This window comes from Geodermatophilus sp. DSM 44513 (genome assembly GCF_032460525.1).
Classification (GTDB): domain Bacteria; phylum Actinomycetota; class Actinomycetes; order Mycobacteriales; family Geodermatophilaceae; genus Geodermatophilus.
In genome coordinates this window covers 4026937-4039603 of the sequence record NZ_CP135963.1, presented here as the reverse complement: position 1 = coordinate 4039603, position 12667 = coordinate 4026937, and the positions used below count along the sequence as shown (strand labels likewise).

The 12667-nt window shown below is 69.5% G+C and carries 14 protein-coding genes and 1 pseudogene; 9 read left to right on the top strand and 6 right to left on the bottom strand.

Translation table 11 applies throughout. The features are described from left to right. Positions 1-54: 54 nt before the first annotated feature. Positions 55-1257 carry an alpha/beta fold hydrolase gene (locus RTG05_RS19600; RefSeq protein WP_166526510.1) on the bottom strand — a complete coding sequence of 401 codons (1203 nt, stop codon included), beginning with the start codon at positions 1255-1257 and terminating at the stop codon, positions 55-57. A gap of 17 nt (positions 1258-1274) precedes the next feature. On the opposite strand from RTG05_RS19600, the gene RTG05_RS19595 reads away from it, so the two are divergent. Next, the gene (locus RTG05_RS19595; protein ID WP_166526509.1) at positions 1275-1622 is read left to right on the top strand and encodes a helix-turn-helix domain-containing protein; all 348 of its coding nucleotides are present in this window, start codon (positions 1275-1277) and stop codon (positions 1620-1622) included. Positions 1623-1686: 64 nt separating this feature from the next. Here RTG05_RS19595 and RTG05_RS19590 read toward each other — a convergent pair whose 3' ends face one another. Continuing rightward, a complete protein-coding gene (locus tag RTG05_RS19590; protein ID WP_166526508.1) occupies positions 1687-2568 on the bottom strand; it encodes an AraC family transcriptional regulator in 882 nt (293 codons plus the stop codon). A 48-nt stretch (positions 2569-2616) separates the two neighbouring features. Here RTG05_RS19590 and RTG05_RS19585 point away from each other — a divergent pair, with 48 nt between their 5' ends. From RTG05_RS19585 to RTG05_RS19575, 3 genes are all read left to right on the top strand, one after another. Beyond that, the gene (locus tag RTG05_RS19585; RefSeq protein WP_166526507.1) at positions 2617-3048 is read left to right on the top strand and encodes a DUF2000 domain-containing protein; all 432 of its coding nucleotides are present in this window, start codon (positions 2617-2619) and stop codon (positions 3046-3048) included. Beyond that, positions 3045-4010, top strand: coding sequence for a DMT family transporter (locus tag RTG05_RS19580; protein WP_208104664.1), 966 nt, complete (start codon positions 3045-3047; stop codon positions 4008-4010). The genes RTG05_RS19585 and RTG05_RS19580 overlap by 4 nt, the downstream gene beginning before the upstream one ends. 792 nt (positions 4011-4802) lie before the next feature. Then, positions 4803-5009 (top strand): hypothetical protein, encoded by a 207-nt coding sequence (locus RTG05_RS19575; RefSeq protein WP_166526506.1) that lies wholly within the window; start codon positions 4803-4805, stop codon positions 5007-5009. Positions 5010-5307: 298 nt separating this feature from the next. Here the strand turns inward: RTG05_RS19575 and RTG05_RS19570 are convergent. Together RTG05_RS19570 and RTG05_RS19565 are read right to left on the bottom strand one after the other, a co-directional pair. After that, positions 5308-6000, bottom strand: a pseudogene (locus RTG05_RS19570) (SDR family NAD(P)-dependent oxidoreductase); the annotation flags it as partial. Between the two features lie 129 nt (positions 6001-6129). Further along, a complete protein-coding gene (locus tag RTG05_RS19565; protein WP_166526505.1) occupies positions 6130-6969 on the bottom strand; it encodes an SDR family oxidoreductase in 840 nt (279 codons plus the stop codon). A 140-nt stretch (positions 6970-7109) separates the two neighbouring features. Here RTG05_RS19565 and RTG05_RS19560 point away from each other — a divergent pair, with 140 nt between their 5' ends. Then, entirely contained in the window at positions 7110-8030 is a 921-nt protein-coding gene (locus RTG05_RS19560; RefSeq protein WP_166526504.1) for a LysR family transcriptional regulator, read from the top strand. Positions 8031-8118: 88 nt separating this feature from the next. Here the strand turns inward: RTG05_RS19560 and RTG05_RS19555 are convergent, their stop codons facing one another. Then, a complete protein-coding gene (locus tag RTG05_RS19555; protein WP_166526503.1) occupies positions 8119-8787 on the bottom strand; it encodes a hypothetical protein in 669 nt (222 codons plus the stop codon). Positions 8788-9099: 312 nt separating this feature from the next. Here RTG05_RS19555 and RTG05_RS19550 point away from each other — a divergent pair, with 312 nt between their 5' ends. Genes RTG05_RS19550 through RTG05_RS19535 form a run of 4 tightly spaced genes read left to right on the top strand, consistent with a single transcriptional unit; the run spans position 9100 to position 12126 of the window. Then, positions 9100-9399, top strand: a complete 300-nt coding sequence (locus tag RTG05_RS19550) for a DUF2604 domain-containing protein (RefSeq protein ID WP_166526502.1) — start codon at positions 9100-9102, stop codon at positions 9397-9399. Positions 9400-9407: 8 nt separating this feature from the next. Continuing rightward, positions 9408-10091: a putative metal-binding protein gene (locus RTG05_RS19545; RefSeq protein WP_315912063.1), complete on the top strand. Its 684-nt coding sequence runs from the start codon at positions 9408-9410 to the stop codon at positions 10089-10091. Beyond that, a complete protein-coding gene (locus tag RTG05_RS19540; RefSeq protein WP_208104662.1) occupies positions 10088-10606 on the top strand; it encodes a Mov34/MPN/PAD-1 family protein in 519 nt (172 codons plus the stop codon). Before RTG05_RS19545 ends, RTG05_RS19540 begins: the two co-directional genes overlap by 4 nt. After that, a complete protein-coding gene (locus tag RTG05_RS19535; RefSeq protein ID WP_166526501.1) occupies positions 10606-12126 on the top strand; it encodes an E2 ligase fold family C protein in 1521 nt (506 codons plus the stop codon). Before RTG05_RS19540 ends, RTG05_RS19535 begins: the two co-directional genes overlap by 1 nt. 396 nt (positions 12127-12522) lie before the next feature. On the opposite strand, the gene RTG05_RS19530 is transcribed toward RTG05_RS19535, so the two are convergent. Beyond that, positions 12523-12654 (bottom strand): hypothetical protein, encoded by a 132-nt coding sequence (locus tag RTG05_RS19530; RefSeq protein WP_315912062.1) that lies wholly within the window; start codon positions 12652-12654, stop codon positions 12523-12525. Positions 12655-12667: the final 13 nt, after the last annotated feature.

Sequence of the window (12667 nt, the reverse complement as noted above, 5' to 3'; positions counted from 1 at the left end):
CCTGGACACTCCACCGAACTTCGGTCGAGGCGGGCCGAGGGCGCTCGGCGCGGTTCAGCTCGGAAGGGCGAGGTGGTGCTGGAGTATGCGCCACATGGCGCGGTTGGCGCGGGCATTGGCGGCGGGATGGCCATCGAGCGGGGTGACGGGCAGTCCGGGCGGGGTGATCGTGTGGCCTGCTCGGTCGATGATCAGCTGGCGAGCGTCGGTTCGGGTGCTTGCGATTCCGGCGGTCATGCGGGCAGAGGGCCAGGTGCTGTCCTCGGTGCCGGCGACCAGCAGCAGCGGTGCGGTGATCCGTTCCGTGGGTATACGCGCGGGGTGCTTGGCGTCAGTGCCGTCGAGGGCGCGGTCGTGCAATGGACCAAGGCTGGTCTTGTCGAAGGAAGCGTAGAAGTCGGGTGGAGCGTTGAAGCGTAGGAAGGGGAGCGTGGTGCCGTGCTGGGTCCACGAGCCGCGCGGGTTACCGTCGGGTGTACTGGTGGCGGCTTCCCAAGAGTGCGAGCTGGGCGCCACGGCGGTGACGGTGGCCAGCGGGAGCTCGAGCCGGCTGGCGGCGTTGAGCGCGAGCTCGGCGCCCTTGGAGAAGCCGATCAAGTCGACCCTGAGCCGTCTGCCTGGATCGATCGCCGCGGCGGCGCGCACGACAAGTTCGATCGGCAGCTCGGTTATCGACTGGGGCAGCCCGAGTTGGCCGGACCAATCGAAGTAGGCGACGGCCGCCGCACGGCGGCCATGGGCGGCCAGCAGGGCGGCGACTTGCCAGGACCAGGACGTCGCACCGCCCGAGCCGCCAAGCGCCAGCGCCCAGCGGTCCGGAGCGGCTTCCACGGGCGTGAAGACGGTCGCGGCGAAGCCGGTCCCCTGTACGACCGTCACTTCGATGTCGGCAGCGACGAGTCGGCGAAGGAGGCGGCCGCGCCGACCGTCGGCGGTCAACTCGATCTCCAGCGCTTCCAGACCGTCGGTGCAGGCGTCGACGTAGGGCATCGGCGGGCGCCCAGGCGGCGGCTGTAGAGCCATCGACCAGATCAGCGCGTCCGGCTCGTCATCGACTGAAGCATTCAGCGCCACGGCGCCGCGCTGGTCGGCGACGGCGCCCACCTCGCTGGCCCAGCGCTGGCCGAGGCGATCGCTGAGTGTCGCGCGCAGCGTCACCGCCGCGCCGGGCCGAAAGGCCGGCCAGGTCTCGTCAAGGGGGGCGTCGGCGGAGCCCGTCCAGACCTCCATGCGTCTACTGTAGTAGAAGTTGTACACCCAATGAAAGGATCGGCATGCTGGCGATGGGGCGTGAACTCGGGGATGCGCGCGAGGCGGCCCGCCGCTCGCTGGCCGACGTCGCCCGTGACGCTGGCATGTCGACCGCATACCTGCACAAGCTCGAGCACGGCCAAGTGAACAGCCCGTCCCCCAAGGTCCTGTACCGGCTCAGCCATACGCTTCAGGTTCCGTACGCACGCCTCATGGACCTCGCCGGCTACGTCCCGCCGGATCTCATCCCGGCACGACCGACCGCGCCGGACGGTGATCCGCTGTTCGCTGAACTCACCGAAGCCGAATGGCGTGCGGTGCGCGCCTTCGTCGAATACCTCGTCTCCACACGCGCGCACCCAAACCCGTAGCCGTACGCGCTGCCCGGTCAGGGATCCGCTTACGGGCGATCGTCGGTGCGGTGCTGCACTCGGTTCACGCCGGTGGCTTCGACGTCCTGGTGGCTCGTTTTCTCAGCGGGACGGCAGGGCGGGACCGTGCGTAGGCGGCTGGAGTGGTGGCCAGCATGCGGCGGAAGTGTCGGGTCACGTGGGCCTGGTCGTGGAAGCCGGCTGCGGTGGCTACCTGCGCGGCGGGCATTCCGTCGAGCAGCAGTCGGCGGGCGAGGTCGATCCGCCGGCCGGTCAGGTAGCGGTGTGGTGGCAGGCCGTGGCGGCGGGTGAAGGAGCGCACCAGGTGTGTGGGATGCGCCCCGAGTACTTCTCCGGCCTCGGTGAGGGTGAGGCCTTGGCTGGTGCGGACGTCGAGGAGTTCGCGCAGCCGGTCGGCCAGGACGTCGTCGCGCACCTGCGGTGGCGCGGCCACGGTGCCGGTCAGGTGCTGGCTCAGGCGCTCGAGGACGAAGGCGAACCGGCTGTGGGCCTCCAGCGATTCGGTGCGGTACGCCAGTGCGGCGTGCAGCTGAGACAGGCGGTGTCTGAGCGTGTGGTCGTCGAAGGCCGGCCGGTCCACTGCGGCGCCGATGCGGTCCTCACCGAGGGTGTCGGGCGCCAGGTACAGCACCCGCTTGCGGAAGCCTTCAGGGGTGTCGGACCGGCCGTCGTGCGGCACGCCCGGCGGCAGCAGTGTCACACCCGATCTCCAGGCGCCATGGGCGTGCCGGTCCAGGTCGTATCGGATGGCGCCCGCGTCGACGATCAGCAGCGTCCAGGCGGCGTGGGTGTGCGAGGGGTAGGCGTGATCGGTGAAGGAGGCATGGAGAACCTCCGTCAGGCCGGGGACGTGGGGGCGCCAGGCGACGACCCGGTCGCCGTCGGCGGTCTCGCGGCCCGCTGCGGCCCCGCGACCTGCTGCCATGTCAGGAACGTACAAGACCCTGGGTGCGGCCCGGGTGATTCTGAGGGCGTGGAAAGCAAGCAGCCGGCCCCTCGCTGGGCGACGAAGATCGCTGTCCTCCTGCGGGAGGATCTGGCCACTTGGCAGCGCCTGAACGTGACCGCGTTTCTGGCCAGCGGTATCGCCGCCACCGACCCTGAGGTGATCGGGCAGCCGTATGCCGATGGTGATGGCACCGGTTACCTACCGATGTTCCGGCAGCCGGTGCTGGTTCTGACCGGCCCGGGCGACCTGCTGTCCCGTGCCCGCACCCGAGCTCTCGAACGCGGCCTGGCGATTGCGGTGTTCACCGCGGACCTGTTCAGCACCGGCGCGGACGAGGACAACCGCGCAGCGGTGCGGGCAGTGCCCGGGGCGGACCTGGATCTGGTCGGTCTGGCGGTGCACGGGCCGCGGGCGGCGGTGGACAAGGCATTCAAGGGCGCCCGGATGCATCCGTGAGCGCCACCGTCGCACCGATGCCCGAACGCGGCCGGGCGCGTGTGGTCTCCGTGCTGTATCTGGCCGCGACGATGGTGTTCTTCGGCAGCGCCTTTCCCAGTTCCAAGGTCGTGGTCGAGCAGGTTCCGCACTCCCTGGCCGCCGCGCTGCGGTTCGGCATCGGCGCGGCCGTGCTGGTGCTGCTGGTGCTGCTGCGCCTCGCTCGAGCCCGCCGGGTCACTGGTGCCGAGCCCACCCGTCCCGGTGCCCGGCGCTTGCTGGTCCGGGCCGCGGCAGCCGGGCTGCTCGGGGTCTTCGCCTACAACGTGTTGTTCTTCTGGGGGCTGTCGCTGGCGCCGGCCGCTGACGGCGCGGTTCTGGTGCCGGTGCTCTCCCCGGTATTCACCGCGGCCGCCTTCGTCCTGGCTGGTCGGGAGCGTCCGGCTCCGGCTCGAGTAGCCGGACTGCTGGTCGGTGCCGGCGGCGCCGCACTGTTCTTCGCCGGCATCGAGGCCACTGCAGGATCCGCGCGGCTGCTCGGGGATCTGCTCTTCGTCGCCGGCGCCGCCTGCTGGGCCGGTTACACCGTCGTCTCCAAGCGGGTGCTCGCCGGCCTGGATGCCCTGCTGGCCACCACCTGCGCCACCGTGGCCGGTGCCGTCGCTCTGGCGGTCGTGGCCCTGCCCGCCGCGGTGCAGGTCCACTGGTCGGCGATTCCGGCCGTCGCATGGGTGAACCTCGTCTATCTGGGAGTGGGCCCGACCGCAGTGGCCTACCTGATGTACTCGATCGCCCTGCGCTCGCTCAGCCCCACCACGGCCACGCTGGCCATGTTCGCCGTGCCCCTGTTCGGTGTGGCCGGGTCCGCGGCTTTCCTGGGCGAGTCATTCACCCATCTGCAGATCCTGGGAGCGGCCGTCCTCCTGGCCGGAGCGGTCGTCGCGGTGAGCGCCCGAGGGCGACGAGAGGAGCCCGGCACATGACAGGGCTGCGGCTGCGGCCGCTGCACGAGACGGCCAGGCTCAGGCCCGCCAGGCCCACGCAGAGCTGGCCGCCGAGGAGTTCGCCTTCCTCCTGGACTGGGACCCCGCTGCGCTGTGTGGCCGAGCGCCAGGAATGAGGCAGCGACGGTTGACTGGGTCATCGAGGAGTCGGGGCCGATGGGCGTCGCCCTCGATGCCTCCCTGAATCGGCGGTCGGGCTGGCCGCCAGCCGGCTGGTGATTCTCGAACTGTGCAGCGGTCCATTGGGCGACGGTCGCGAGCCCGGTTCAGGCAGCTGCTCCTTTGGCCGCCTGAACCGAGCGGTTTGGTGGACCCGTGCCCCTGAACCGCCCGCTGCTGAGCGGCCCCAGCGCCGATAACCAGGCGCCGGCGGATTCACCCGAGTCGCGCGCATGGGCAGGAAGTCCGATCCGGCGCGGCCATGTAGCGCGTGCGTCGTGAGGACACCACGGCCCCACGGGGGCGGACGGCGGTGTTACGTGCCCCTGCCACATGGCTGCGCTCCGAGGGCGCGACCCGCCGTGCGGTTCGGTGAGGGCCCCACCCAGGGTCGACCGGACAATTGTGACCCTGCTCACAGTATCTCGGAGGTGTCGGCATACCCGCAGGTAGCACCTAGGTTCCGCTGGACGGCGCCGCCTCCAAGGGCAGTGGAGACGGCGCCGCCAGGCCCCTGTGTACTACAACCTTAAAGCGTCAGCGCTGACTCTCGTCGCGGATGTGCGTACGTGGCTCCCGACGGCTGCCCGACAGCAGCTACGGGGAGCCACGATGCCGAGCTACCGACTGCTCGCCGGGAACTTGACCGTGATCGAAACGTTCGACGCCGAGGATGATGCCGAGGCAATAACGCGGGCTCACGGGCTGGCGCTGGACTTTCCGATTCCGGAGTGCACGTTCGCCGCCAGGTGGGGCTATTTCCGCCTGGAGAGGCAGGACGGCCACCTATGGCAGTTCTTCTTCGCCTGGGTCCCGTGATGTGACGAGTGCTGCCCGCCGGAGCGGCCCGCTCAGGGACAGATGTCCGCACTCCTGCCCAGCTCCGCGACGGCGCGGGGCCGGGCCGTTCTTGCGCGTCGGGCGGAGGGTGTCCGGCCGCAGTAGGCGTTGTGGCGTCCTTCGTTCGCGGGCTCGAGCTGTCGAGGCCCTCTCCGAGGAGGTGGCTCGCCGCGTATTGGAAGGGGTGTTCCCTCGGCTGCGCCCGAGTGGGGACCGCGACTGCTGCAGGCAGCGAGCGACGAAGCGTCGCGAGGAGGGGATCGCTGCCTCGGCCGGCTCACGCGACGGGGCCGAGTAGGTAGCCGCCGTCGGCAACGAATTCAGTGCCGGTGGAGTAGGCGGCATCGTCCGAGGCCACGAACAGGACCAATGTGCTGACCTCGTCCACGTCGGCGAGCCGAGGGATCGGCTGGTCCTCCACGCCGACGTTGAGCCTGCCGGTCGTTGGGTCGTAGGCGAGGGGTGTCTCGATGACGCCGGGGTGGACGCCGTTGACGCGAATGCCCTCCCGGCCGAGTTCTTTGGCTGCGATGCGGGTCAGACCGCGGATGGCCCACTTGCTGGTGCCGTAGGCGGCGAGGCTGGCCGCGGTGCCGAGGCCGGCGATGGAGTTGACGTTGACAATGCAGCCCCCACCGGCACGCCGCATGGACGGCACAACAGCCCGGGTGCCGAGGAAGGTGCCGACGAGGTTGGTGTCCATCACCTCTCGGAACTCGTCGGTCGTCAGCGACATGCTCGTGCCGACAATCGCCCGAGCGGCGTTGTTGACCAGGACCGCCACCGGTCCGAAGGCATCTTCGGCGCCCCGGACGGCGTCGTTCCACTGCTGTTCGTCGGTGACGTTCAGCTCGACGAACAGTGCGCGGTCGGCGCCGAGCTCGTGAAGGAGCTCTGCAACCTGCTCCTTCCGGCGCGCGCCGAGGACGACGTGGGCGCCTTCGGTCGCGAAGCGGCGCGCGAGGTTGCTACCGAGGGCGCCTCGGAGCCGTGACGAGGACGGTCCTGTCCGCGAATCTGTTCATGGGGTTGTTCCTCGGTGCGTGAAGGGGCGGTAGGTAGCGCGGACGTCGGGGTGAGGCGATGCGCCGGAGGGGTCTCAGGACGCCGTGGGGGAGAAGCCGTCGACGTCGGTCGTCAGCGCGACGGCGCGCTGCGTATCCACGGCGGCCAGCCGCTGCTGCAGTGCCGTCCTCACCAGGGCGTAGGCATCGGAGCCGAGGAGCTGGCGACGTGGTGGCTGCTCGAGGTCGCCGATGGCGATGATCGCGGCGGCGACCTTCGCCTGGTCGCCGGGCATCTGCTCCAGGGGGATGTCGGTGCGCGTGATGGCCGGGTTGCCGGCGTAGGCCGGGTGTTCCGGTTCTCGCACGGCGGCCTCGAAGAACGGGGTGCGCACCATCCCGGGCTCGACCAGCGTGGTGCGAATGCCGAACGGCTCGACCTCCGGGGCGAAGGCCTCGTAGAAGCCCTCGATGCCCCACTTCGTCGCGTGGTAGAGCGAGAAGCCCGGGTAGGCGATGTGTCCGCCCATGCTCGACAGCTGCACGATGCGCCCGCCGCCCTGGGCCCGCAGGTGCGGTACGACCGCCCGGGCCAACTGGATGGAGGCGGTGAGGTTGGTGGCAATCGAGCTCTCGATGTGTGCGTCGCTCAGTTCTTCGGCTGTCCCCAGGACTCCGCTTCCCGCGTTGGAGACGACCACGTCGATGCGGCCCAGGTCGGCGAATGCTGCATCGACGACCTCCCGCAGCCGTGCGGTATCGGTCACGTCCAGGGCTTGAACCCACAGTTGGTCCCCGTAGCGGGTGGCCAGGTCGTCCAGTCGCGGCGGTGTGCGGAGCGTCGCGGCGACGGTGTCGCCGCGCGCCAGCAGCAGCTCGGTGAGGGTTCGGCCGAAGCCACTGGAAGTGCCGGTGATGAACCACGTCTTGGTCACGTCACGCCTCGTCGTCGGTGGTGCTGGGTGCTGACCCCCGCGAAGCTAAGGCGGTCCCTGGGATGCGACCAGCGAAGATCACGCACAGTTGGCATGCCTTATACGCATGGCGGAACATGTCTCGTGCGGAGGGGGGCCTGATGGCTGAATTGACGTTGGTCGGCCTGCGGGTGGTTCAGGAGGTCGCGGCGCAGGGCTCGTTCACGGCGGCCGCCGACTCACTGGGCTATACGCAGTCAGCGGTGTCCCGCCAGGTCGGCGCCATGGAAGCGGCGGCCGGTGCGCAGCTGTTCGAGCGCCTTCCCCGTGGGGTGCGGCCGACTGAGGCCGGGGTGACGCTGCTTCGTCACGCGGCGATGCTGCTGCGGGATGTCGAGGCCGTCACGTCCGAGCTGGCGGGTCTGCGGGACCGTCTGGAGGGCCGGGTCGCCATCGGCGCCTTCCCGTCGGCTCTTGCGGTGCTGGTGCCGCGGGCACTGGCCCGACTGGGGCGCGCGCACCCGGCCGTGGCCGTGACCCTGCGCGAGGGGACGACGCCCACCCACCTTCGGCGTGTGCGGGCCGGGCGTCTGCAGCTGGCGGTCATCGCGACGGGGCCTGACCTGCCCCATTCCCTGGAGGGTCTGCGGTCCACTGTTCTCCTGCAGGGCCGACTCATGGTCGCGGTCGCCACGACTCATCGGCTGGCGGGCCGGACGGTCGTCGACCTGGGTGAGCTGGAGGACGAACCGTGGGTGGTGGGTGACGCGGGAGGCGGGGATCCCTTGCTGGGGGCATGGCCGGGCGCGTCCGGTACGCCCCGGGTCGCCTACGCCGTCAGAGAGTGGCCGGCGCGGCTGGGACTGGTTGCCGCCGGGCTGGGCATCGCCGTCGTGCCGAGCGTGGCGGCCGCCTCGGTGCCGCCCGGCGTGACGCTTCTCGGAGTCGACGAACCGACCCCGCCGCAGCGCACCGTGGTGGCGGTGACGGCGCCCGATCCGTCCCCCGGTGCGGTCGCCCTCCTTCGAGCCCTTCGATCAGAAGCCGGCCGGATCGCCGCGGCCCACAGCAGGATGACCTAAAGCTCAAACACAAGGGCAAGCAGCGGCCAGATGGTCCGACGAGGAGACCGCTCCCGCATACGACATGTGTCCGTCTTCTGGGCGCCGCTCAGGGCGTAGAGTTGACAGTCACGGCAGTAGTTGCGGACTGGCTGACGTAGTCGCCGGTGGGCTCAGCGTTGTAGACGCGGATGAGTCGCTCATCGATTGAAGGCACGTTTTCCTCGCCGTGCCCTGGAAGTGCCGCCAAGCTGACGAAGAGGTCACCCTCTCGGCGCGAGCGAGGCAGGCGAAGGACGTACCCACGACGGGCCAAGTTGCTCAAGCGGTTACCCGCGGCCGTCAACTCCAGAGACGTCTCGGCCGCGAACCTGTTCACGGTGACGTGGCCCCCTAGGAAGTCGAGGGCTTCCAGGCTCGCCTTCTCCGTCGGGGTCAGCCGGCCAGCGGGATGCGCATGTTTGACCTGGGCGGCTGATGGCGTCACGTACATGGGGAGAGCTTCGGTTTCCGAGACCATGCGGACGATGCGCGCCACACTTTCCTGAGTCGTGGCCACGACAAGCACCACGTCGCCGAACCGCCCAGCGCGAATCTCCCTGGCCAGCGGTGTGAGCATCTCCAGCAGTGTCTGCACTTCGAACCGCGCTGACCCCAGCTCGAGTACGAGAACCGTCGGCTGCCTACTACCTAGTTGATTTGCCGCCACATGCCGGACCGAACTGGGGACGCTGGGCAAGTCAATAAGCCCTCCGGTGGCCACCGTGTAGACGACCAACCTCGGAAGTGTCAGTCCCTCCTGGTACGCAACAGGGGACTGAGCCCCGCCGTGCATGGAAGGAGGGTCTGCTAGGGCGCCGAAGTCCCCGACAGGCCACCACGACTGCGCGGGCCTGGGGCATTGCTCTGTGTTCACCGGCCGCCACGTCATACCTGTGCAGCTTGCCACGCGCACGTCCGTCCGGTATGCCCAATCATCCCATCGAGTCCCACTGGATCTAGTGGAATCCGTGTGAGAGGCTTGCGCTCGCCCCCGGGGCGCCGCCGGCCGCAGGCACCTACCACCGCCAAACCGAAGGAGATGGTCACCTTGGCCAAGTTCGACCAGTCCGATCGCGGCAAGCCCCCCGCTGACAAGGGCGAGTCTCTGGTCGTGGTGGTGGTGAACGGTGCAGCCACCGTCGTCACCTTCCGCGGCAACCCGACCCTGCTCGAGATCGCCGGCCGAGCCCTCGAGCAGACCCAGAACTCCGGTCAGCCGATCGAGAACTGGGAGCTGCGCGCCCCCGACGGCACCCCGCTGACCGATCTGTCCCTCCACATCAAGAAGCTCGAGCTCGCCGACGACGCCCAGCTGTTCCTCAACCTGCGCGCCGGCATCGGCGGCTGACCTTGACCATGGGTGCGGTACATCCGCAGGTCACACGTGTGAAGTACGACCGAGAGGTCGCCAACCTTTCCCGGGACGCGGCCCGGCACCGGTCCCTCGGCATCTTCCTGCTGGCCGCCGAGTACCCCACGGTGCTGGTCGGCTTCGCGTCCCCGAAGCTCAAGCCAGCGGCGTTCATCTTCGCTATGCACGTCGACTACACCGACTACGACCTGCAGGCCCCCTCCATCCGCTTCGTCGACCCCTTCACCTCCGCGCCCTACAAGGCGTCGGAAGTGCCTACTCAGATGATGCGCACCGTGGGGCCGCCCCGGCCGGCCGCGGTGCCGTTCCCTCCGGAGCTTGCCGGCCAGGCACCCCTCCCTGGCAACCCGGGGCAGCCGCCGGGCTTCCCGCCGCCCGGCACCCCGCAGGCTCCGCCGATGGGCGGCCTCATGATCGTGGAGCAGCAGCCGCTGCTCCAGGCCTACGGCCCCGACGACATCCCGTTCCTCTGCCTGCCTGGCGTCCGCGAATACCACGACCACCCGGGGCATTCCGGTGACCACTGGGAGCTGCACCGGACAATCGGGGCCGGATCCCTGGCGCGACTGGTCCAGGTGGTCCACACCTACGCCGTACAGCCGGTTCAGGGCTGGAACGTCCACCTCAATCCACAGTTCACGCTCGCCTACGGGGAGCCCCCACTGTGAGCCCGGTTCTGCTGAGCGACGTCGACCGGTTCATCATCCCGACCACCGTGATCGACCGCACTGACTCCGCGCTTCGCGAGGCCGGGCGTCGAGGCGCCGAAAAATTCGTCCTCTGGACCGGACATGTCGTCGGGCGCGTCTTCACTGCCGCAACTGCGTACGTGCCCGATCAGGTGCCGCATCGGCTGCCGGACGGCGTCTGCGTGACCGTCGACGGCGATGCGTTGCACGCGCTGAACAAGTGGCTCTACGAGAACCAGCAGACCCTCGCGGTGCAGGTGCACAGCCATCCAACACGGGCCTACCACTCCGACACCGACGACACCTATCCGATCGTGACGCAGCGCGGCGGGCTGAGTCTGGTCGTTCCGGATTTCGCGGCAGCCGGCATCCGAGGCTCCGGCACCGCCCTCTACCGCCTGTCCGGCTCCGGATGGCACCGGCAGCGAGGATGGACCGCCCGCAGACTGCTCGTGCTCGATGGCGAAGCACCGCGAAACGGAGCGGCGATCTGATGGCTCTGGCTCCCTACTACGACAAGGCCGCGATCGCCGCGGCTCAGGTAATCGCAGGCTTCGACCCGTCCACATTCCAGCGGTCGCTGGAGGGAACATCCGTCGGGCTGTCCTTCGCCGACCAGGCAGCGACCTCACGCGAAGGCGGAGCTCTCCTCGACCTCACGGTTCGCCTGCTGGCCCGCCTCTATCCCACCCTCGCACTGCGCCCGTCCGGTCCAGCAGCCAGCAAGCTCGCCGAAGAACTGAGCGCTCTGGCCCGCGCGATCAATCCGCAACTGGATCTGGCCGACGAGGCTGACGTAGGCGTCGCCGTCGGAATCGATGCGACACCATGGACGCAGACCATCTATGCCGGCAGTGACGCCTGGCAGGGGCGAGTCAGCGTCACCGGCCCCTGCCCGGTCGGCGATACCCCCATCCCGTTCGGCGCCGGAGCGGCGGCCTGCCTCGCCGCATCCGCGATCTTTCGGCTCCTGCTCGACCCCACCGGCCCGACTCCCAGCGACGGGCAACTCTCCTGCCTGGATGGAGCCGCGCCGATCCTGGAAGCCGATCTCGCCGACGAGGAATGGTGCCTGCCATCCCGGACGGTCCTCGTCGGAGCCGGCGCCATCGGTCAAGCAGCCACCTGGGCGCTCGCCCGCAGCCCGCTGACCGGAACCGTGCACATCGCCGATCATGAGCCCATCGACGTCGGCAACCTGCAGCGCTACGTCCTCAGCACGACCGCCGACATCGGCAAGCCGAAAGCCACCTTCGCCGCCGAGCACATCAACGCCGCGGCTGCAGAAGACACGAACCGGCTGAGCGCCATCCCGCACGACACCGACTGGGTCGGCGCGCGGGCAGACGCCGGCACAGAGTGGGAGGCAGCACTCGCCGCCGTCGACTCCGCGGCCGCACGCCGAGCGGTCCAGGCATCCCTGCCTCGCTGGGCCGCAAACGCCTGGACCCAGCCCGGCGACCTCGGCACAAGTGACCACAACTTCCTCCGCGGAGCCTGCATCGCCTGCCTCTACCTGCCCGCCGGCCGCAGCCGCAATGAAGACGAACTCGTGGCCGAGGCGCTCGGCGTTCCCGATCTCGTCCACGAGATCCGAACCCTCCTGTACCAGGGAACGCCGCCGCCCCCCGACCTTCTCGCGACCATCGCCGCACGACTGGGAGTGGACCTAGAAACGGTGAAACAGTTCGACCCTCGCAGCATCCGGGACCTCTACGTCCGCGGCATCTGTGGAGGTGCGGTCCTGCCCCTGCGATCCGGCGCAGTACATGCCGAGGTCCACGTCCCGTTGGCCCACCAGTCCGCTCTCGCGGGCATCCTCATCGCAGCGAGACTGGCGCGGCGCGCAGCCGGCATCGTCCTGCCTGGCACGGAGGTCACACGGCTCGACGTCCGCAGCCACCCACCGGCCAGGCCCACCCAACCCGCCGCCAAGGACCCGCGCGGACTGTGCCTCTGCCAGGACAAGGACTACGTATCCGCCTTCTCTCAACAGTGGTCCTCGGCGGACTGATGGCTCCCTGTCTCGATCCGGGGGCCTCCCAGCGGGTCGGTCCACGGACCGTGCCGGGTCCCGCGACGCTTCTTCCTTCTCTGCCCGGCAGTCGACCCGACCGCCTAGCTGTCCTGACGGGAGACGTTGTTGACGGTCGGCATGGCGGCTTGATCACGTAGGAGACCTCCGGAAGGAGTGGCGGTCTCTGACGTCGCCGTTCCCAGCCGGAGGTCTCTGTGGCTCACGCTAATGCCCGCACGACGGTCTATGCCCGCAAGCTGATCCCCTAACGGCCACGAGATCCTTCGGTGGCCCGAGCCCGCGCCGATCGGAGGTCGGGTAATCACGGCCTGGTCTCGTACCTGGTCAGGAGCACGCCGTCGGGAAACGTCCGGGTCTCCACCAGGTTCAGGTTCACCCAGTCGTCCAGGGCGGTGAAGAACGGCGTGCCGCCGCCCACCAGTACCGGGTGGTGATGATCGCGGACTCGTCGATCAGCCCGGCCCGCATGGCCGCCGCGGCGAGGGTGGCGCCGCCGACGTCCATGGGACCGCCATCC

Excerpts from the sequence above, each read along its gene's own strand:
- RTG05_RS19530 (WP_315912062.1), bottom strand. The coding sequence starts at position 12,654 with ATGGACGTCGGCGGCGCCACCCTCGCCGCGGCGGCCATGCGGGCCGGG.
- RTG05_RS19590 (WP_166526508.1), bottom strand. The coding sequence starts at position 2,568 with ATGGCAGCAGGTCGCGGGGCCGCAGCGGGCCGCGAGACCGCCGACGGC.
- RTG05_RS19575 (WP_166526506.1), top strand. The coding sequence starts at position 4,803 with ATGCCGAGCTACCGACTGCTCGCCGGGAACTTGACCGTGATCGAAACG.
- RTG05_RS19560 (WP_166526504.1), top strand. The coding sequence starts at position 7,110 with ATGGCTGAATTGACGTTGGTCGGCCTGCGGGTGGTTCAGGAGGTCGCG.
- RTG05_RS19595 (WP_166526509.1), top strand. The coding sequence starts at position 1,275 with ATGCTGGCGATGGGGCGTGAACTCGGGGATGCGCGCGAGGCGGCCCGC.
- RTG05_RS19535 (WP_166526501.1), top strand. The coding sequence starts at position 10,606 with ATGGCTCTGGCTCCCTACTACGACAAGGCCGCGATCGCCGCGGCTCAG.
- RTG05_RS19545 (WP_315912063.1), top strand. The coding sequence starts at position 9,408 with ATGGGTGCGGTACATCCGCAGGTCACACGTGTGAAGTACGACCGAGAG.